14 protein-coding genes are annotated in these 21,299 nt (G+C 38.8%); 4 read left to right on the top strand and 10 right to left on the bottom strand.

Going from position 1 to position 21,299, the window contains the following annotated elements; translation table 11 throughout:
• Both B050_RS0113170 and B050_RS22455 read left to right on the top strand, forming a co-directional pair.
• Window positions 1–3,000, top strand: a complete 3,000-nt coding sequence (locus B050_RS0113170; protein ID WP_052308749.1) for a glycoside hydrolase domain-containing protein — start codon at window positions 1–3, stop codon at window positions 2,998–3,000.
• Window positions 2,997–5,927 (top strand): DUF5107 domain-containing protein, encoded by a 2,931-nt coding sequence (locus B050_RS22455; protein WP_018474399.1) that lies wholly within the window; start codon window positions 2,997–2,999, stop codon window positions 5,925–5,927. Before B050_RS0113170 ends, B050_RS22455 begins: the two co-directional genes overlap by 4 nt.
• Window positions 5,928–6,400: 473 nt before the next feature.
• Here B050_RS22455 and B050_RS23575 read toward each other — a convergent pair whose 3' ends face one another.
• The gene (locus B050_RS23575) at window positions 6,401–6,547 is read right to left on the bottom strand and encodes a hypothetical protein (protein WP_169336259.1); all 147 of its coding nucleotides are present in this window, start codon (window positions 6,545–6,547) and stop codon (window positions 6,401–6,403) included.
• Between the two features lie 270 nt (window positions 6,548–6,817).
• Complete coding sequence (locus B050_RS0113160; protein ID WP_018474398.1) at window positions 6,818–7,021, bottom strand: hypothetical protein; 204 nt, start codon at window positions 7,019–7,021, stop codon at window positions 6,818–6,820.
• Between the two features lie 712 nt (window positions 7,022–7,733).
• Between B050_RS0113160 and B050_RS0113155 the strand changes: the two genes are divergently transcribed.
• Complete coding sequence (locus B050_RS0113155) at window positions 7,734–9,119, top strand: exopolysaccharide biosynthesis polyprenyl glycosylphosphotransferase (RefSeq protein ID WP_018474397.1); 1,386 nt, start codon at window positions 7,734–7,736, stop codon at window positions 9,117–9,119.
• Window positions 9,120–9,877: 758 nt separating this feature from the next.
• A complete protein-coding gene (locus B050_RS0113150; protein ID WP_018474396.1) occupies window positions 9,878–11,107 on the top strand; it encodes a polysaccharide lyase in 1,230 nt (409 codons plus the stop codon).
• A 348-nt stretch (window positions 11,108–11,455) separates the two neighbouring features.
• On the opposite strand, the gene B050_RS0113140 is transcribed toward B050_RS0113150, so the two are convergent.
• From B050_RS0113140 to B050_RS0113105, 8 genes are all read right to left on the bottom strand, one after another.
• Window positions 11,456–12,511: a DUF354 domain-containing protein gene (locus B050_RS0113140; protein WP_026235864.1), complete on the bottom strand. Its 1,056-nt coding sequence runs from the start codon at window positions 12,509–12,511 to the stop codon at window positions 11,456–11,458.
• Window positions 12,512–12,679: 168 nt separating this feature from the next.
• On the bottom strand, window positions 12,680–13,723 hold the full coding sequence (locus B050_RS0113135; RefSeq protein WP_018474393.1) for a glycosyltransferase: 1,044 nt from the start codon (window positions 13,721–13,723) through the stop codon (window positions 12,680–12,682).
• Window positions 13,724–13,807: 84 nt separating this feature from the next.
• Window positions 13,808–14,899, bottom strand: a complete 1,092-nt coding sequence (locus B050_RS0113130) for a glycosyltransferase family 4 protein (RefSeq protein ID WP_018474392.1) — start codon at window positions 14,897–14,899, stop codon at window positions 13,808–13,810.
• Window positions 14,900–14,963: 64 nt separating this feature from the next.
• The gene (locus B050_RS0113125) at window positions 14,964–15,866 is read right to left on the bottom strand and encodes a polysaccharide deacetylase family protein (protein ID WP_018474391.1); all 903 of its coding nucleotides are present in this window, start codon (window positions 15,864–15,866) and stop codon (window positions 14,964–14,966) included.
• A gap of 18 nt (window positions 15,867–15,884) precedes the next feature.
• A complete protein-coding gene (locus tag B050_RS0113120; RefSeq protein ID WP_018474390.1) occupies window positions 15,885–17,495 on the bottom strand; it encodes a GNAT family N-acetyltransferase in 1,611 nt (536 codons plus the stop codon).
• Window positions 17,482–18,522 (bottom strand): GNAT family N-acetyltransferase, encoded by a 1,041-nt coding sequence (locus B050_RS0113115; RefSeq protein WP_455423227.1) that lies wholly within the window; start codon window positions 18,520–18,522, stop codon window positions 17,482–17,484. Before B050_RS0113115 ends, B050_RS0113120 begins: the two co-directional genes overlap by 14 nt.
• A 576-nt stretch (window positions 18,523–19,098) precedes the next feature.
• Window positions 19,099–20,304, bottom strand: coding sequence for a hypothetical protein (locus B050_RS0113110; protein WP_157492783.1), 1,206 nt, complete (start codon window positions 20,302–20,304; stop codon window positions 19,099–19,101).
• A 28-nt stretch (window positions 20,305–20,332) separates the two neighbouring features.
• On the bottom strand, window positions 20,333–21,235 hold the full coding sequence (locus B050_RS0113105) for a polysaccharide pyruvyl transferase family protein (protein WP_018474387.1): 903 nt from the start codon (window positions 21,233–21,235) through the stop codon (window positions 20,333–20,335).
• Window positions 21,236–21,299: the final 64 nt, after the last annotated feature.

Genomic DNA, 21,299 nt, shown 5'->3' with positions numbered 1-21,299 from the left:
ATGGATAGATTTAAACTAATTATACGACTAGCATTCATCATTGCTGCAATGGTGTCGGTAGAAGCAAAGGCTCAGCAGCATATTTATCCTCCTGAAGAGGCATTATGGGAGGCTGATTCCTTAGGAAATCACCGGGCGGTGATCAGCGTTGATCGCAATGTAAGTCAAGTGACAGTGGCGATCGAGTGGAGAAATAGGAATATTACTGAAGAGCAAATGGTCTATGTGGTGGATAGCAACAGCCAGGAGCTCATTCAGGAAGTGATGGTGCATGAAATGAAGCCCGAAAGGGGCGTGATCACCTTCCAACCGACCAGTGGACAGGGGCAATATTATATTTACTATATGCCCTATAAAATGGTGGGACGAAGGAATTACCCCAATGTAAGCTATAAAAAACAAGACGAAAATAGCTCCAAAAACCAAGGTGAATATCAGCTTAGTGATTCCAAAACGGCCAGATTAATAAGACTAGAGTCAGTGGATGCATTCAATAGCAATGACCCCATGGAGCGAATCGCCAGCCAAAAAGAAGTGGAGGGTTTTGAGCAAAGATATAAGGGAGAATCCTATTTGGTAATACCCGAAAAAAGGAGCTACCCAATTAAAATGACTGATAATCTACCTGAGCGATGGATGGCAAAGGACCTGTCTTTTGCTATTAAAGAAGAGGTTAAATTGGATGAGAATTTCACATTTCAGCTCGGGGTGTGGGCAAAGAATCAAGCATTAAATGATATTGAGATTACTTTTTCGGATTTAAAATCCACAAATGGTGAGGTTCTTTCCAGGGAGCTTTTTACCTGCTTCAATCAGGAAGGAATCGATTATACAGGAAAGAAATTTTCAAAAACTATAAATATAGAAAAGGGGAAAATCCAAGCCCTATGGTGTGGCTTGAAGATACCTACAGACATAAGAGCCGATAGCTATTCAGGGCTGATTACCTTAAATCCTCAGAATGGACAGAAAGTCGAGGTTCCGATCACCTTGACGGTGCTCGACACCAAAAGCCAGAATGGGGGGATAGAGGAGCCTTGGAAGCAAACCCGATTGAACTGGCTAAACTCCACGCTGGCACAGGAAAATACGGTGATAGCTCCCTACACTCCCCTTGAGGTGGAGGGAAATGCCCTATCGCTTCTGGGGAGAAAGGTGATATTAGCACAGAGTGGATTGCCTTTTCAGGTACAGAGTTTTTTCACCGAGGAAATGACCTCTATTTCGGAGACCCCAAAGGAGCTATTAACTGCCCCTTTTGATTTGAAACTCATCAAAGAAGGTGGGGCCGAAATACCTCTATCATTCAGTGGGGTAAGGCTACTTACCAAAGAAGCTGGAGAAGTTACATGGACCGCCAAAGGGCTTTCCTCCGCTGTGCAGATGGAGGTCAATGGAAAGCTGGAGTTTGATGGATTTATGAATTATGAAATAAAGGTCACTGCACTGGAAGATATAGCTTTAGATGATATAGCCTTAGAAGTGCCCCTGACTATGGAATCGTCCAAATATATTTTGGGCTTAGGCCAGAAGGGGGCTAAGAGACCAGAGAAGGTCGAGTGGAAGTGGGATGTCACACATAAGAATCAAGATGGATGGTGGCTAGGCGATGTCAATGGAGGACTGCAAATGAGTCTAAGGGATCAGCATTATGAAAGACCTCTGAATACTAATTTTTACCTTCAAAAACCATTGGCACTTCCTATTTCCTGGGGAAATGGTGATCTAGGCGGGATCCAAATTAAGGAGGAAGACCAGGCCGTGAAAGTTCTAAATTATAGTGGGGCGAGAAAAATGAAGGCTGGCGACACCTTATATTATAATTTCACCTTGCTCATCACGCCTTTTCACCCCCTACAGACCGACGCTCAATGGAGCGAGCGCTATTTCCATGCCTACCAACCAGTGGACAGTGTAAAAGCAAGTGGTGCAAATATTATTAATATCCACCATGCCAATGAGATTAACCCCTATATTAATTACCCATTTATTGCGACTAAAGAGATGAAGGCCTATGTCGATGAGGCACATGGGAAGGACCTTAAAGTCAAAATCTATAATACAGTAAGGGAAGTGTCCAATCGACTTTATGAATTATATCCGCTTATGAGTTTAAATCATGAGGTTTTTTCCGCAGGGAATGGTGGAGGATATTCCTGGCTGGAAGAGCATCTGGAAGGCGATTATATTGCGGCTTGGTATGTGCCTCACCTGCAGGATGCCGCGATTATCAATAGCGGAATGAACCGCTGGCATAATTACTACGTGGAAGGAATGAACTGGCTGGTGCAGAATATCGGTATTGATGGTATTTACCTTGATGATGTGGCTTTTGATCGGATTACCATGAAAAGAATCAAGAGGGTATTGACCAAACAAGGGCATCCAGGATTAATTGATTTGCATTCCGCTAATCAATATAATGAGCGTGATGGCTATAATAATAGCGCACATCTCTATATGGAGCATTTTCCATATATTAATAGATTGTGGTTTGGGGAATATTTCGATTACGAAAAAGAGAGCCCTGATTTTTATATGACCGAAGTGAGTGGGATTCCCTTTGGCCTTATGGGCGAAATGCTGCAAGATGGCGGCAACCCATGGCGTGGAATGCTCTATGGCATGACCAATAGAATGCCGTATCAGGAGCAAAAGCCTGATCATATCTGGAAAGCCTGGGATGACTTTGGGATGCAAGGCTCACAGATGATTGGGTACTGGGTCTCAGACTGCCCTGTAGTCACTGATCACCAGAAAGTACTGGCCACCGTATTTAAACAAGATGGGAGAGCACTCGTGTCTCTGGCCTCCTGGGCAGACACAGCTGTGGATATCCAGCTGGATATCGACTGGGACAGCCTAGGTATTGACCCTAAAAAGGCAAAAATCACCGCTCCTGAGATTCTGGGATTTCAAGAGGGAAGGACCTTTGACATTGCAGAAAAAATCAGCGTACAGAAAAATGAAGGTTGGATGTTGATAATAGAGGAGCGATGAAAAGAATAGGAATAGTTTTGATACTTTTCTTCCAATTCACCTATGGCAGTGCTCAGGAGAAGGTGATTTCTAGGGAGTACGAAAAGGAGTATATCACCTATCCATTTTCGGATCCCAACCCCATACCTTCACAGGAGAAGCTGTACCCCTATTTTAGATTCGATGGATTTACCAGCGAAGGGAAAGCGAAAAAGTGGAAAGTGGTTGATTTGGAGAATGATTTTATCAAAGTTCAGATCATGCCGGAAATAGGAGGGAAGGTGTGGACAGCCTATGATAAGGTTCATAAGAAGTACTTTTTGTACAATAATGAAGTAGTGAAATTCAGGGATATCGCCATGCGTGGGCCCTGGGTGAGTGGAGGGATAGAGGCAAACTATGGCACCATTGGGCATACTCCAAATAGTGCTACCCCCGTAGATTATGTGCTGGTGCAAAACGAGGACGAAAGTCAAAGCTGTTTTATTAGCACTTTGGATCTGCTGACCCGAACCCGCTGGGTACTGGAGATTAAGCTGGAAGCAGACAAAGCCTATTTTACCACGAGATCATTTTGGTTCAATGCTACTGGAATCGAGCAGCCATATTATACCTGGATGAATGCGGGCATTCCCGCAGGGGAAGATTTGCAATTTCTATATCCTGGCACCCATTTTATAGGCCATGATGGACAGGCTCATGACTGGCCCATTGATCAGGAGGGTAGAAACTTGTCTTATTATAATGAAAATAACTTTGAAGGGTCTAAGTCCTACCACGTTTTGGGAGCCTCTAGTAAGTACTTTGGGGCGCTATGGAGCAAGGAAGATTTTGGTATGATCCACTATTCCGATAGGGAAGCGAAACTCGGTAAGAAAATATTTCTCTGGGCTCAGTCCGCTCAGGGGCAATTATGGGAGGAGCTCCTTACCGATCACAGTGGCCAATATGTAGAGATTCAAAGTGGAAGACTGTTTAACCAGAATGTGTTTAGCAGTAGCTCAACCCCCTTTAAGCAAATAGGGTTTGCGCCTTATTCCAGTGAATCATGGACAGAATATTGGTTTCCTTTTGGTGACTTAAATGGCTTTTCGGAGGCCAACCTGTTAGGAGCCTATTCCATTCAGCTCAGGGACGATGAGCTGCTGTTTGCGATAAGTCCCGTGAAGTATTTAAATGATTCGCTCCGGTTATATAATAATGAAGGGCAATCGATCGCTTCTACCTTCATGAGCGCGGAGCCTTTGAAGGCCGCGCGCTTTAGTGTGAATATCCCGAAAGGAGAAACGGTGTCTTATATGACATTGGACGGTCATCGTATGCCCATGAATAAGGATGAAAGTCTCAAGAGACCATTGCAGCGCTTACAGGACTATGAGGAGAACAGCGCCTATGGACTATATATGCAGGGAAGAGATCATTATAGGCTGAGGCAGTATGCCCTAGCGAATGATAAGGTGAAGGCCTCCCTGTCGATCGATGATGCCTTTCTGCCAGCTCTGGTAGAAATGGCTAAAATTAAGTATCATCAGCTCAACTTTGATTCAGCACTATGGTTTAGCAAGCGGGCTTTGAGTATAGATACCTATGATCCGGAAGCGAACTATTATTACGGCTTGTCTTCCAAGAAGCTATCACAATTTTATGATGCAAAAGATGGGTTTGAAGTGGCTAGCTTATCGCCACACTATAGGAATGCAGCGAATACTGAGTTGAGTAAACTCTATTTGTCAGAGGGAGATTGGACGATGGCGCTGCAAAAGGCCCAGGTGGCCATGAAGGATAATGCTACCAATATCGAAGCCCTACGAATACTATATCTGCTAGCCAGAATAGATGGGAATGCTTCTCTTATGAAGCAGTCCGCACATCTTATCTTAGCATCTAATCCATTGGACCATTTTGTGAGATTTGAAAAATACCTTCAGGATCCAAGTGAGGAAAATAAGGAGGCTTTTTTGAGCTTAATTCGAAATGAGCTACCCGAAGAGACCATTCTAGAATTAGCTATCTGGTATGCCAATGGGAATAGGCTTGAAGAGAGCAGGCAACTTCTGAGCATAGCACCGAGGACTATCATGGGGACTTATTGGTTGGCTTGGCTTAATAAAGGTACTCCAGCCGCTACCCAATACTTGAAAGAAGCTGACAAGGCGTCATTAGCATTTGTATTTCCATTTAGGGAAGAGTCTGCTCAGGTGTTGCACTGGGTGCGATCCACGCAGGATTCCTGGAAGGCCAAGTACCTCCTGGCATTGATAAATGATTTTCGTGGAAATAGAGCTATGGCGGCCACACTACTCAATGATGAGGTAGATTATGCACCTTATTATATAGTGAAGGCACGAGTGCAGGAGGAGGCTCCTTTGGAGGAAAAAATCAACTCCGTAAGGGATGCCATTTCGTTGCAGCCTTCTGAGTGGAGGTACCAGCGGATTCTCGCTTCCTTACTAGCTCAGGGTGGAGAGGATAAGAAGGCTGCGGACGTGCTGTTGGAGACCTATAATGCCGATACCACTAATTATATGGTGGGTTTGGATTTGGTGAAGCTATTGATGAGATCCAGTCAGTATGAATTGGCGGAGAGGGTTTTGTCAGGCTTGACTGTATTGCCATTTGAAGGGGCCACAGATGCTCGGGTGTATTACCGCCAGACCAAGTTGATGTTGGCTTTTAGGGCTTTAGAGAATAATGAACTGCAGCAGGCACAGGACAAAGTGGAGGAGGCTAGGCAATGGCCGCGGAATTTGGGGGTTGGAAAACCATATCCCGAACTAATTGATGATAGACTCGAAAGAGTGCTGTCTATAATGATCTTTAGCGAACTTGGGGAATCAGTAGATTCTATCAGTTTGGAGGGAATTGAGCCAGAGGATTTATCAGATAGATCGGCACTTGAGAAGGAGATTGAAGCACTTTCCTCCGAGGAGGACCAAAGGATGTTTTAAGTGGAGGAAGGAGGTTTCACTTTCCTGATCCCTCCTTCGCCGCTTATTCTACTTTTTCACGAAGCTTATTATAAGTCATTTCCGCTATTTATGAGTCTTTTAGGGTATGGGGTAGGATAGTGTTCCAAGAATGTTTTCAGGAAACCCCTTAGGATTGTTGCTCAGTAAGAATCACTCCTATTTTAAGGTACTATATATATAGTATCATATTTAAATTTAGGTAGATCCCTGTAGATAAGTGGGAGCGAGAAGGTAGCGCTTTATTTTTTAGTTACAAAAATTTTATAGGAAACCAGGGCATTAGTGAAGCTTGAGGAGGATAGAGTAAAGTTAGGTAAAGGAAGATAGATGGAGATCTTCTACTTTTGCTTTATGATATGAATGCCCTATAGGCAAGGATTAAAGATAATGAGGCACAAAAAAAGGAGCATTCAGCTCCTTTTTTTATTTCTTCTTATATTGATCAATTATGATCAATGATCTTTTTTATTTCCTTTGAAAAGTGATTTTCTAACATCGATAGCTGAAATACCAGCACCTAAACCAATTAGAATACACACAATTAAAATAAACAGTTGGGCACCTGAACCAAGTGGAGAATTGAATATTTCTAGTAACATATGATGTAAATGTTTTGATTATCTTCTTAAACTCCTTGCAAGGTACTATCTGTTGGTGATTGCTCAAAGCTAAATTCTAAAAAAAATGGGGAGGAATAGCAATCAGTGCAGCTTATGGCTTGGAATTGGGGGGATGGGTAATAAAGTGACAGGTGATTTCAGATTATACTACATTATAATAGAATGATAAAAGAGGAGAGGGGTAGAAACAAAGAAGGGTATTGAGAATGATCTCAGTACCCAGTCTATTAGTCAAGTCAAATTGAATCCTTAGAACTCGTCTAATTCTTCCCCTTCAAATTCATCGAATTCCTCGAAATCATCTTCTTCAAGGTCGATAAAATCGTCAATTAATGAGTCATCATCATCGTCATCCAGATCGAATGAATCATTATCAAAATCATCTGGAGTGAATTCGTCGTCTTCCTGGAAGTCGTCAAATTCGTCATAAAATTCTTGTGTTGCCCGTGCCATACTAGATTGGTTAGTGTGGAATAATAAGCTTTATTTCTTGATGCTATTTACGATAAAAATGAATTTGACACAATAGCTCAATATTTTTTTGAAGAAAAAAAATAAAGTACCACCAAGCTGTTTTTGTAATTGTTAGCTTTGTAGGAAGTTTGGGGAATGAAAAGCTTCTCCTAGCCATAGGTATATTATGAAAGTATGAACATGGTGTGACCTTTAGTCGGTCTGTTTTATAATTCTGGCTGAGAGAGGAAAATGGGATGACATATATTTTTTCTCCCGATAAGGTCATTGACTTGAACTTGCAGTTGATTTTTTGTCGAGGAATTGACTTGATACATTAAATACCTGAAAATGGTGCGTACATCTACATTTTGTAATAGTACCTGTACAGATATTTGTTTGTTATTAATGTATTTCAAATATCAAAAAATGTTTTTTGAAATAAAATTAATGTATTTTGTTTGTAATTATGCCACCCGTACTCTACCTTAGTGTTGTGATTAAAGAAGCTGCCTATCAAGAAGTTCAATTATAGGGAAGTCTCAGATCAGGTAGTGGAATAGCCTAATAGAGTAACAAGCCATTTACGATAGACTCAAAAACCGTTTTAATCAGTATGTTAATTACCAAATGTGTCTAGCTGTAATTAAGGTTTAATGGTCATTCAATGATTTGTCTAAAGGGAAAAGTATTAATTTTTATTTAATCAACTATGAATAATTCTAGTAAAATTGTCGCCGGTTTTTTCTTTATATGGGATACCGTAACGTTAGGGTTGACCTTCCTGGTTTCCTTGTATTTATTTAAAGGAAACGGAGTTCAAACCCTAGATTGGGCCTTATTCTTAGGCTTGGTTTCTATGTGGTTCATAATTGTGAAATGGAGAAAGCTCTATTTTTTCAATTTGAATGAGGATCTGTCTGGAAGGATAGTAAATTACTTAAAATCCAGTGCCATTTTGGTGGTGATTTTAGGATTGACCTATTTGGTCTTCACCTTTCCTCCGACATTCAGAAAAGTAGTATTGTCATTTTCTATAGGTTTCCCATTGGTAGGTATAGTTACCAATTTTGTGATCCTTAGTATTATAAATAGATTGAAGAACCATGGCGGTACTGGTAAAAATGTATTGGTAACTGGTCAAGGTGATTCCGCTCAACGAGTAAACTCATACTTCCAACAGCATCCAAATAAAGGGTATATGGTAAAGGGCATGGTAAAATACCAGACTAGTCTAGAACCACAATTGGCCGTGCAAGATGGTGCTTATGTGAGTGATCTTGATAATATGGGTGAGTACTTAAGAGAGAATCAGGTGGATGAGGTAGTTGTAGCCTTGCCATTTGAATATCCTGAAGAAATCAAAAAAATCCTTAGCACAGCAGACTATTATGGTACTCGGGTTCGTTTTGTTCCAGATTATCAGAATCTACTTGGCGAGAATTGCAAGGTTGTAAAGCAAGGTGATATGGATATGGTTGCTGTTCGTCAGTTGCCATTAGATGATAGAATCAACTTATTTGCAAAAGAGGTATTTGACTGGTGTTTTTCAAGCTTAGTATTATTGATGCTTTCACCATTATTCTTTGTGATTGTATTGCTTATTAAGATTGATAGCCCAGGGCCAGCATTTTACTGTCCGGTAAGGATCGGTAAAGGTGGTAAGCCATTTAGAGTATTTAAGTTCCGTACCATGCGTGAAAATGACACCACAGGTAAGGCTTCTACTCAAGCGAATGATCCAAGAATTACTAAGGTAGGTAAGTTCCTACGTAAATATAGTATTGATGAATTACCTCAGTTTGCCAATGTATTCATGGGTGATATGAGTGTGGTGGGACCACGTCCTCACAGAAGCTTCTTGAATGAGGAGTTTCAGAAGAGCGTAGATAAGGCGATGGTTCGTCACTATGTGAAGCCAGGTGTTACGGGTTGGGCTCAGGTGAGTGGCTGGAGAGGTCCTACTGAGACTGCCGAGCAGAAGGAGCAACGTATCGCTCACGATCTGTGGTACTTGAAGCACTGGACGATGAAACTTGACATGAAAATCATTTATCTGACTGTGTTTGGCAAGAAAACACACGGAGCAGCATTCTAAAGCTTATTTATCCATGGAGAAGTACAATTTCTCCATGGATTTCTTTATATTCCTTTTTTTGGCTATTTTTTTGATTTTGAATTGGTATTAAAGTTTTTTGTAAACCCTTTTTAGCAATTTATTTTCCATTTATTTTCAATATTCCCTTTACCTCATTGATTAGAAGATAGTAATACGAACATTTGTTTGATTTATCGGTAAAAGCTGATGAGTATTCATTCAACAAACTGTGGAATTTGTTCTACAGTTTTATTTTTTTGGCATCCAATCTTCCTTAAATATTTTGAATTTTCTTATATCCTCTTTTTAATTATTTGAATAGGTATAATTGTTTTTTAAAGATATTACAATTTTAAAGTTTGGCATAATGGTAATATTCAAATATTATATAGGATAGAGGTAGGTGTTTTTGATGTTAATATGATTTTTACATTCTACGTCTAAATATTAGAAATGTTTTGCATTTTGATTACAATAAACGGTCGTTTATTTACGTAATTCAATCGTTTGTCAAATATGGTGTTTTTGGCACGATGAAAATTTTTTTGATGGTATAGTAATTGGCAATGAAGGTTTGAGCATGGACGTTGAATTCATTAAAACAGCAACTACCACCCTTGCTCACATCAATTAAAATGTTTAACCACAAAACACTAACACCACATGAACCAAAACAATTACACATCCGATGATGGCTACTGATCATGATCGAAGAATCAAACCAACTAATTATTATAATCACCTAACCTAACATTATTATGAAATCTATCACCAACATTAATTTAATGGGGCTATGCCTTGCCCTAGCCACAGTTTTTTTCACCTTCTCCTGCCAAATGGAGGATGCTCAGCAATTAGATGAGATAGAAGAAATCGAAGAGGTACCTAACTTAGTAACAGGTCTTACGGGGTTCTTATTTGGAGAGAATTTCGAAGGTACTAATCCCTTATCCGGAGTCCATATTCAAGCTGCAGAAGACTATAGCTACTCCATATCAGATAGATATGCTATGACTGGTAAAAAGTCAGCTCGTTTTGAATTGCGATCCAGTGATAAGTTGGTTGCAAATGGAACTAGAACTGAGATGTTATTAATGAATAAGTCAAATTCTAAGGAAAAATGGTATAGTTTCGCGGTCTATTTTCCTGAAAATGGATATTCCTTTGATAATAAGAATGAACTTATAGCTCAATGGCATCAAAATGCAGGGAGCCCTTCCACTTCTTTAAGAATCATAAATGATCAGTTTTACATCAGAACGTTACCTACAGAAAAAAACTCAAATTGGAAGAATATATACTTTGGCCCAGTTGTTAGAGATACCTGGACAGAATTTGTCTTCCACATAATTCACAGAGAAGATAGCAAAGGACTAATCGAAATTTGGAGAAATGGAGAAAAAGTAGTTGAGCATTATGGTCCTAATAATTATGACTCAGAACCTCTTCCAAATTGGAAACTGGGTATCTATAAAGCTTCCTGGAATTCAAGCAATACTGGAGTTACCAAGGTGATCTATATGGATAATATCCGAATCGGAGATGCGGGAGTTAAAGTTTCAGATATGGTTACTGGTGGTGTTTTAAATCTTGCAGATAAGATGATTACCGATAGTAAGGATATCGAATTGATCGTCGTAAATGCAGATAATGAATCCTTACACGGAACTCTGCATCCTGGCGAGATAATATATAGAAAGCGCCTAGGTTCGGATAAGTTGAGTTTATATGCTGACGTAGATAGTAGAATAAAGTCAGTTAATTTTAAGCTTTACGAAATGAAAGGCAATACCTACGAATTAAAGCTAACCACTACTGATACTTCCTTCCCCTTCCTATTATTTGGAGACGATGGTAAAGGAAACTATTACTTTGGAAATACTATATTAGATAAAGGAAAATACAAAGTGGTCGTATCTGCCTATGCTGACAAGGAATCAGTTATCCAAGTAGGTGATAAATATGAGTCAAGCTTTAAAATTTATTGATATTTATTAGATAGCAAAAAAGGCCCTCCTAATTATTTAGGAGGGCCTTTTTTTTGCACCAATACCATACCTTATAAATTTGTAATTCCTTCACCCAATAATATGATCCCATCAGCGGAACACTGGCTAAAGTTTCTGCGATAAAAAAGGTAGTAAGGGATGTACCTCTAATAGTGTTGGTCTTGGATGATATAGAAAATTCAGGGTACTCAATACCACATAAAAAAAAGTGCAATTTACTATGGTCGAGCCTAGGCTGGATTTTAGCAAATTGCACTTTGTAATTTTAGTATTTAATTCTAAATAGAGTAGGACTTAAAGATTTAGGCCCCACTATACTGAGCAATTCTAATGGGATTTAACCTTATTCGGTTCGTGCTTTAACAAAACTTCAATCATATATTTCGTAGTGTCGATGGTATCGTTTAGCAGCTCATTCCTTTTGGCCTTGTATAAATCTTTACTGTCTGGATTAGATAGGATTTCCACTGCCTTTAGGATCGATTTTTCTTGATCCTCAGGGCTTTCAGTGTAATTATTGACCAACTGGTACTTTGCCTCTTGTTCGTCTGTATAACCACGACCATCGTTGTCCATGAAGATCGCAGGAGTGCCTAATACGGCGGCCTCACTGGCCATGGTCGCACTTTCTCCATATAGTAGTGAACTATAATAGATAGCATCGTGCATTTTATGAATAGGGATCTTAATTCTATATTGCTCAAGGTCTTCAGGAAGCTCTTTTTCTGAGGTGATCAAAGGTCGAGCATATTTACTGATTTCTTTGATGGCCTTCCTTTTATTGTCCATGGACATTCCTGTATGACCAAAATCATGTGCTGCTCCCCAGGCGACAAACCTTACAATGGCAAATTTTTCATTTTCCTTCACTCCTATAATATCTAAAATAGAGGGATCTGGGGTGAAGTAGTTTGGATGTAGGTAAGATAATTCCATATACCCATTGAATCGATTATGCTTTTCTCCAAGATCTGTTCTATAGCAAGCTGGGGTATGGATTTCGGTAGCATAGGGAACCGTAAGGTTTGTATGAAGCGAAGCGTGCTCAGTATCGCTAAATACTATCGAAGGTTTTTTAATAAAACTTGCAACATGAGAAGGGTAAGGGTGCAAGAAATTCAAAAATGCATCGGGCTTAAATTTTCTGGCAATTTTATATAGGGTGAAGTCAGCGTATAATAAATAGAAGAATTTGCCCAGTTTACCATTTTTTCCTTTACCGCGATCAATATATGGGATATCATAAGAGTCCAACAAGATATGTTCAATTTCCTTATTTCGGGAAACAAACAGAATTTCATGCCCCTGGCTAGTCATTATTTTGTAAAAGTTCCTAAAATAATGGACATGGGCCGGATGGTTAACATCAATGATTATTCTCATTTCAATAGTTTTAGTTGGTGATGTATATGAGTTTTCTTAAGCAGCTTGGTAAGAGTCTACTCAAGATAGCATCAGCTGATCGTCCTGTAGTTCATTCCAAAACTAGACTGTTAGCTGCACTTTCATATACACTATATTCAAAAGTATGATTTGATGTGTTTTTATAGTTTAATTGAAGGCTGAGGAATAAATATTTTTTAGCTTATTTGCCACCTCTGGAAGTGAAAGTCTGAGTTGGATTAATCTTTTTCTTCCATCGCATTCTTTAGCATTTACCACGCTCACTGCTTTCTTAAAAAGATCGTCAGAGTTGAAATCAGTGATTTCATACCCACGGGTGTCCTCGATCAGGTACCTTACATCGCCAACATCCGTGAATATCCCTTTACAGTTACAGGCCATCGCTTCTTTCACTACATTGGGAGATCCTTCCTGTAGAGAACACATGACTAATGCATCGACAGAATTAAGATATTTGAATATCTTGTCATGGGAAACCGGATATGGAGCGACAATTTCTATTCCTTCAGCCTCAAGCTTTTCTTTTAATGGCTTAAGTAGGGCATAGTTCTTCCTTGGATCAGTCTGATTCCCTAAAAATAGGACGTACTTCTTTCCAGGTTCAAGGCCTAATTCTCCTCTGAAATCTTCCTGACTTGGGTAGAATTTCTCTGTATTCACACCGTTAGGTAATAAATACGATTTTTTCTTCTGCCAGACCACCTCTTCAATATTTGGAGATTTGGAAATGATCTTGGTTACAAAAGGTTGTATCATCAAAGATAAAACCGTCAGATAGTTTAAACTTGGCTTATTTTGAGAGAGTTTTTGAACTCTTCCATAAGCATCGGTGCCCATTAGTGAAAGGACGATCGGAGCCTTAGGTCTAGCCAATACCGCAACCCACGCAGAAAGCGTAAAATGCGCATGGATGATGTCGTAGGAATTAGACTTTAGATGCTCTCTGAGACGCTTGATATTCGAATAATATCCTTTAGCTCCTTTGCCGACTACCCTGAAGTAATTGACCTCGATATTCTCATTCAAAAGTGAGTCTCCTTGCACCTTTATAAAAGGAGCAACATCGAAATTTTTAAGGTTTCCTGAGGAAACAAATAATACCTTCATTTCACGTTTGATTGGCAGATCGACTGGTTTGTGCACTTCTTGGATGGCGGGAATAGTCGTGCTTAAGTTTTTGGCATATTCCATAATGTTCTGTCTGTTAATTTCTGATACATAAGAAAGTAGAAGTAAATGTATTGAAGTAGTAGGAGGTGATAAGTAGGGTAACTGTTATGCTGTCTTATTGGTCAATAAAGAGGTATATATATCTTTTATCCGTAATGCTATATTCTTTGTGTCTAGGCCTAACTTGATTAATCGCTGTCTGCCATGACAGCTAGCGATAAGATCAACCTCGTGTATTTTTTTGACGAGTTCCTGTTGCGTAAAATCAGTAATGGCATAGCCTGGAGTATTTCCAATTACATATTCGACATCCCCCACATTTGTGAAGACTCCTTTACAATTGGAAGCCAATGCTTCTTTCACCACATTTGGCGATCCTTCCTGCTGTGAGCACATCACCACCATATCCACTGAGGAGAGGTACTTCACGATATTATCATGACTCACAGGGTAAGGACTTACAATTTCAAAGCCATCTTTTGACAATTGCCCTTTTGCTTCCTTTAAAAAATTGAAATTTTTATTGGTGTCAGAGGGATTGCCTAGGAATAAAATATACTTTTGGTTTTCTTTTAGCCCCAATTCATGCCTATAATTTTTGCGTAAACCGTCAAACTTTTCTAAATCAACACCATTGGGGATTATATGAGAGTTTTTCCTCATCCATACATGCTGATCTATATTTGGAGACTTTGAGATAATCGCATCCACAAAGGGTTGTATGATATAAGTTAAAAAGGTCAGATGATTCCAGGAGGCCGGCCAAATGGAGCCTTTCTTAACCCTTCCCAAAGCATCTGTCCCCATTAGAGAAAGTACCAATGGTGTGTGTTTGGGGAAACTAAGCGCCGCTACCCAGCCGGAGAGCGTGAAATGCGCATGAATCAGATCAAACTGCTTTTCCTTGAGGAATTTCTTTAAATTCTTTATGTTCCTCAGGTATCCTCTTATTCCTTTTCCTTTGATGGTGAAATAGGTGACATTGATATTCTCTTCTGTTAAACTTTCTCCCTGTACCTTAATAAATGGAGCAAGATCAAAGTTTTTTAAATTACCTGAACTAACAAATAATACTTCTAAAGGCTTAACACTGTTTTTTGAAGGGTAATGATTATTGTCACTAAATTCTATGGAGTAGGAGGTAGTATCATGTTCATCTAATACTATATTGTCATCGGAGTAGTTACTTTTTCTCATAATTATTCGATAATTTTGGGTTATTCTAAAAAATATAGATTTAACCTTAGGGGTAGTAGAGTCATTATTTTAAGGTTAAGTTTTTCTTTGTCTTCCAGATTCCTAATATTCTACATAAATTTTCCTCCTTAGAGGCACCTTCTAAAAAGCCTAGCCGAGGCAATTCATAGGGTTTGTCGAGTGCAGAAGGCGTCATAGGGACAGCCTTAGTAGTAAATCCCAATAAGAAACCCTGTTCTTCTAGAATCTTGGTCTCCCGGGTACCGTAATCACCATTCGGATAGGCAAAGGCGGTGATCGTCTTCCCAGTCCATTCCGATACTTTGGCTTTACTGGTCGTTATTTCCTGAAAAGCTTCTTCATCAGAACACTGAATTAATATGGGATGAGAATGTGTGTGCGCAGCTAAATTTACAAAATTAAATTCATTAATCTTTTTGATTTGCCCTAAAGTCATCGCTTCCCGATCATTTGGTAGCTGACTGAGTATACTTTGGACTATCTTCATCCTCTCCTGATTAGGGAGCATTTTCATTTCTTCCGAGTGTGGAGTTCCTATCTTCTTTGCAAAAGCCTTTTTTGCAATAGAAAACCAGAAGTACCCCTTCTCTATGGCTTCTGTAGCCAGGAAAATCGTAATCGGCACCTGATGTTTCTCTGCCACCTCTGCCATATTAACCTCATTATTTCCCCATCCATCATCCACAGTGATCAATACAGCCCCTTTAGGAAAGGCCTTGTTTCCCAATCTGATTTCTTGCAAATCCTCCAAATCAATAAAATTGAAATTGTTCTTGGACAGCCACGAAATCACATATTCGAATTCTTCCTTCGTCGGCTTATGGAAGTAAATCGATAAAATATGGTCTCCCCGTAAGGCCTTTGCTTTTGCCTTTTTCAGCGCGCCTGTCCATATCAGTGATTTGGCTATGAGCTGTGCAGTGAAATTTCTAACTCTTTTTTTCATTTTAAAAAATGCTTTATACTAAACAGTGGGATTTACTGAAATGGATGATTCATTCTTTGGTAAGGCTACCGATAATTCAATAGGGGTCTTTATTAGTATTGGGAGAGGGATGCTTTCATGATGGATCATGGAGTTTACGATATCCATACAGAATGCTTCTTCTTTTTGGTTAAGGTAAGAAAATTCAATATAAGGTTCTTCTACTTTCTGTCCTGAAGTAGTCTTTACCCCTTGGGGAATCAGCCATAATGCCGATATAAGTCGATCCTGTTCGGTACGCGTATAGAGCTGCTGGCCATTCTCTAGCCTGCGCATGGCATCAGATATAAATAGTTGCTTTTTGTCCGAAAGATCGAATAGTAATAAGTCTGCTAATGAATTTTTCTGATAAGAAGCTTTTTTGATCTTTTGAGCTTCTGGAAGTTCAGAAAGTTTAATTGTATAGAGGTCTTTGGAACAGTTGCTGCAATCCATAAAATACCCAGGTTGGATAGATTGATCCACAGTTTTTCCTTTCTGAGTTTTCTTTTCAATTTTTTGTTGAAGCCACTTTTCAAGTCCTTTAGTGTCTTTCTCTAGAAACTTCTTGACCTTATTTTTGACAAATTCTTTAGAATAAAGCTTTTTTACCTTCCACTTAGAGCCGAAGAACAATTCCTGTGTCTCCATAATATCTGTAGAAAGCATGGCTTTATAGCCACCGGCTCCGCCAGGCGTGAGGTCAAAATACTCAAATCCTTGATGATGAAGCTCTATTCCTAGATGAAGGAAATGTAAGATTCCTGGTGAATATTTTGCAAATAGGGGAGAGTGCGTATTTACTCCCTGCAGATGCACCATTGATTCGGACTGAAATCCAGCGTTGGAGGCGATTATTTCCTCATCCACTTTATAAACTGTCGTATGAAGAATCCCCTTTTTGAAGCAGTCAATAAGAAATTCTGATCTTTTTGGATCATCCGAGAAAGCAAATTTGCCATACATGGCGCCTTTTCGAATATCATTCTGAATCGCTAAAGTGGGCATTATAGACTCAAAATAGGTGGAATCTTTAATTTGGACAAACTCCAGGCTCCCTAATCTTTTCAGACGATTGATTTTCTCTTTTTTATTCTTTTTCTTGAGCTCCTTTTCCAACGCCTCAGGGTCACATTTCATAAGGGGCTGCTCATGACTCTTCAGCCAAAGGTTTTGGCTGACCTTAGAATCTGTCGCCAGTTGATCTATAGGCGTGCCTACATTCAGGTAATTGAGGTGAATACCTCGATTGGGATATTCACTGGCGAATAATGAGAAAGCCTCTGCGACGAATTCAGAATTATCCGCTTCTGTACTTAGCCATGATTGATATTCTGCCAATTTAAACCCTGGATAATACAGGGTGCTTTCTCCCTCCTTATTGGTCAGAAACATTAGGCCTTGCAGCTGTCTGCCACTCTTGGCTATCAGGAGAAAAGGATCTTGGTTTTCGTAAACGTCAAACCAGGTAATAATAAACTCTGGAGATTGGAATATGGTTGACCAAGGACATTTGGCGTACAAATCCTTCCACAAGTTAAGGAAATCCTTGCTTCGGAACAGTTCTCTGGCCTTTTGGCCAGAGATTATTTCAAAGTTAGTGAGATCCATTTTTCTGAGTAGAGTTTTGGGGGTTTTCTTTTTGGACGTAGTCCATGAAAGATTTTTCGTATTTTTTTATCGATGGATGAATGTAAGAATCAGAAATTTTGATTTCTCCCGTTTCATCTCCATTGTCATTTGTTACTGATTGGAACCATACCACAGCGAGCAGGTCCTTATCATCTGTAAATGAATAGAAATATTCTCCCTTACTGATCAGCCCAAAGGCATTCTCCAAAAACTCCCANCGAGTAAGCAAGGTATTGGAAGAATCATACTTCATCAGATCCTTGATTTTATTTCTATTCACCTTCAGCCCAGCTTCCTCTGGATTACTTATTCCTTGTGGAATCTGCTTCTTGGCAGGAAGTAAACTCTGAACAAATCCCAAGCTCTTGCCTTTGACCAAATAGGCAAATTTATCAACCTTAAGATCAAAAGTCATTGGTCGAATATTGTAATTGAGAAGGACTTTGTGGAACTTCTTCCTTACATATTTCTTAAAGCCATATTGAGTGACCTTGGAGATATTAAGCTCTACCACCTCATCACTGCTGGTGGACACTCGCTCCTTATAGGCATCATAACCCGGCGTAAGGTCAAAATACTCATAACCTTCTTCCTGAAGCATCTGCCCCAGTAGGAAGAGGTGTACCAGACCAGGAGAATATTTACTGTGAAAAGAGGAGTAACTAATGAGTCCCGCCAGGTGCATCCAGCCGCTACCTTTCATACCAATGATGGAAGAGATCGTTTCTCCGTCCAGCTTAAGGGCTGTGACGTGTAAGATGTCCCTTTCAAACAAGGAAATGAGCATTTCGGAGCGATTCGGATTGTTCTTAGAAGGCATTTTATTGAACATGGCTGCCTGCCTAAAATCTAGATTTACCAGTATTTCATCCAGTATTTCCTTGAATTCATTGATATCAGAAACCTTGATAAACTCCAGCTTTCCGGCACGGCATATTCGATTGTACTTGGCCTTTAAGTGACGCTTGCGAAATAGCTTGGTCTCTTCAGTAAGCTTAAAATCCATAAGTGGCCGGTGATGCTTCTGCATGACCGTATATTTCTTCCATTCGGGGTTTTCAACTATCGCACATGCCAAATCCACTCTGGGGATAAATCTCAAAGATAGTTTTGCATTTGGATAATGGGTGAATAAAGTGGTTAAGGCATTATGAATAAAATCATAATTAAATTCTTCTGAACATAACCAAGCTTGATATTCAGCATCGTATTTACCAGCACCATTTATTTTTACCTGCTGTGACGAACTTTCCTTAAAATAAGGTTTGTCAATTACCAATGGCAGAACCCCCTTTAGAATGGAATTTTCATAAGACAAAATCACAAGTGGAGTAGTGCTTGTTTGATTTGCCTTATACCATGAAAAGATGAATTTCCGATCCTGGAAGATAGTTGCCCATGGACAGGAAGCATATAAAGAATCCCAAGATTCCTTAAAGTTTTCATCCTCCATGAGCGTGTTCAGTTCATTACCGCTTATAACTTTAGTGGTAGTGGGTTGAACTATAGAATCTTTAAAAATGTAACCTAGCATCTTCATCAAAATTTAGTAGAGTGTATATTGTAATTTCGAATAATGGAGTTATAGATTTGGAGCTAAATAACTAGTATTTATGATGTTATTGAAATCATAGGCTAGAAATGAAGGATGTAGCCGCTCTTTAATTTCTGGAAATTTCAAATCAAATAAATCATTTTGACTTTTATTGTTTGCTGCATTTACAATGGTAGAAGCTAACTCCTCATTAGTTTCATGCAAATATCCGAAATTTCCATAGGTATTAAAAAGGAAGTCGAAATAATCATTTCTTAGAGCCAATATAGGTTTTTTAGAAAATATCCCCTCAAAAACAGCACCACTTGCAGTTAGTTTATACCTATCCCTATCGTATGGCAAATAAATATAATTCATCTGATGGATAGCATTCAAATATTCTTGCCTTGAGTAAAATTTGTTCTCGGTATTATATATTTTCACTCCAAGATCCAATACTATTTTTTTATCAAATTTTAGACGACTAATGGTATATATTTCCACTAGACCTTGATCCATAGTGGGCTTTAATAATTTAACCAGTTCCAGCAAATTATTCAGTCCCTTGTTTTGATCTAATATGCCAGCAATTCCAATTTTAATAGCATCTTTTCCTCCAAGATTTTCTTTTGAAAGATCCTCAAGAGAAACGTCAGCTAGGAAATAAGGATGGGTAATGGCTTTAAAATGAAGCATTTTCTTCTCTGGAAGAATTTTAGATAAATTATCCAAAATGGAATCTCCAAATACCAGGAAATTCATTGATTCGGATATCTTAGAATTTTTAAAGAAGGAATCCTGTGCTCTAAAGTTCCAGCGTTTCTTGGAAGAAGGTATCATCAATGCTTCTAATTCAGCATGGCAACACATCAATATTTTTTTGTTAAATAATTTGCTTACCAAATTCAATGGGAACAAAGAAATGATATTATTGAAATTATATATTAAATAGGTGTCTTTTTTAGCAAATAATGCAATTCTGGTGTTGATTAGTGCGGCTATGAAAATTTTTATTAAATAATTATAATAGGTCTTCTTCCCCGTAAATACATATGTATTTTTAAACACTACCCTCTCCAGAAGATCAGCTTTACCTTGATTTATTAAGTGACCTTTAATATTTTCAATACTAGCACGAGATGCGTAATACAAAACCTGATTATTGGTTTCTGCTGTCATTATCAATAATGATGCATTAATGATTTCGTGATCAGCTCCCGTACTGTTGGTGTCAATTATCGCTACGTTCCTCATATGGTACAAATTTTCTATTTAGAGAATTTTATGACATTGTTGATCTTAAACTTTCTATTTGATCATGAAACTGATTTTTTATAGTATCAATTTTTGAATCAGTAGAAAGGCGATAGTCTTTTGGTTCTGCAAGATTATCAATAAGTAATTCTCTTGTATTTGATTTTTTAAAGGAATTAATAACTAACTGGTTATTCCCAAGTTTTCTAAGTGCTTTATTTAATAAACCCTTATCATTCAAAAAGGGAACAATAGAAGGGGAAGATTGTTTCATATCGATAGTTTGAAGCCAATCCATCCACTTAAATTCAGCAATTCCAGAACCCTCTGTAAAGGGAGTAGTGAAAATAAATCTATGCCATGGAACTCTAAGAATATCTGCTAAGATTGCTCCATGCATAGCTTCTGTTATAACAAATTTGGAGGAGGCAATTTCTTCCATAGTATGTAAAACACCTTCCTCTGATAAAGGTGATATATAATTAAAACCCAATTGCTCCGAGATTTTCTCCCAATCATATATCTCACATGATCTATAGTAGGGCATAATTGATATATTATGCTTTTTAGGGAGATTAATCAACCTGTCATATTCCTCCGTCAAGCAAAGCGCATAGGCAGCATCAGAAATATAGGGGTTTCCATTTCCTAAATATGCTGAAGACAATGGGCCTCTTAGGAACTTAATATCCCAGGTCTTGTCCACCGCAATAGGGGTGTGATTAGGTCGGATACCTGTGCCGAATACGATTTTTTTTGAATTTGCAGGAATACTGTTAATTAATTTATTCGAGCCATGTAATATGCTGCCAATTCCTAAAAAATAGGATTCTTCTTCCATCTTTGAAAGGTCTAAGAGCTTTTCCCATAACCATGGGTTTAGGTCATCTCCAAAATTTCCTTTAGGTGCTTTATAATAGGCCAATTTCATAATTGAATATTTTTGTGATGGTATACGAGAAAGTTAGAAAGTTAAAGTCGATATGACCGTCTGG

Source organism: Echinicola pacifica DSM 19836 (assembly GCF_000373245.1).
GTDB classification, from domain to species: domain Bacteria; phylum Bacteroidota; class Bacteroidia; order Cytophagales; family Cyclobacteriaceae; genus Echinicola; species Echinicola pacifica.
This window is presented reverse-complemented; position numbering and strand designations above follow the sequence as displayed.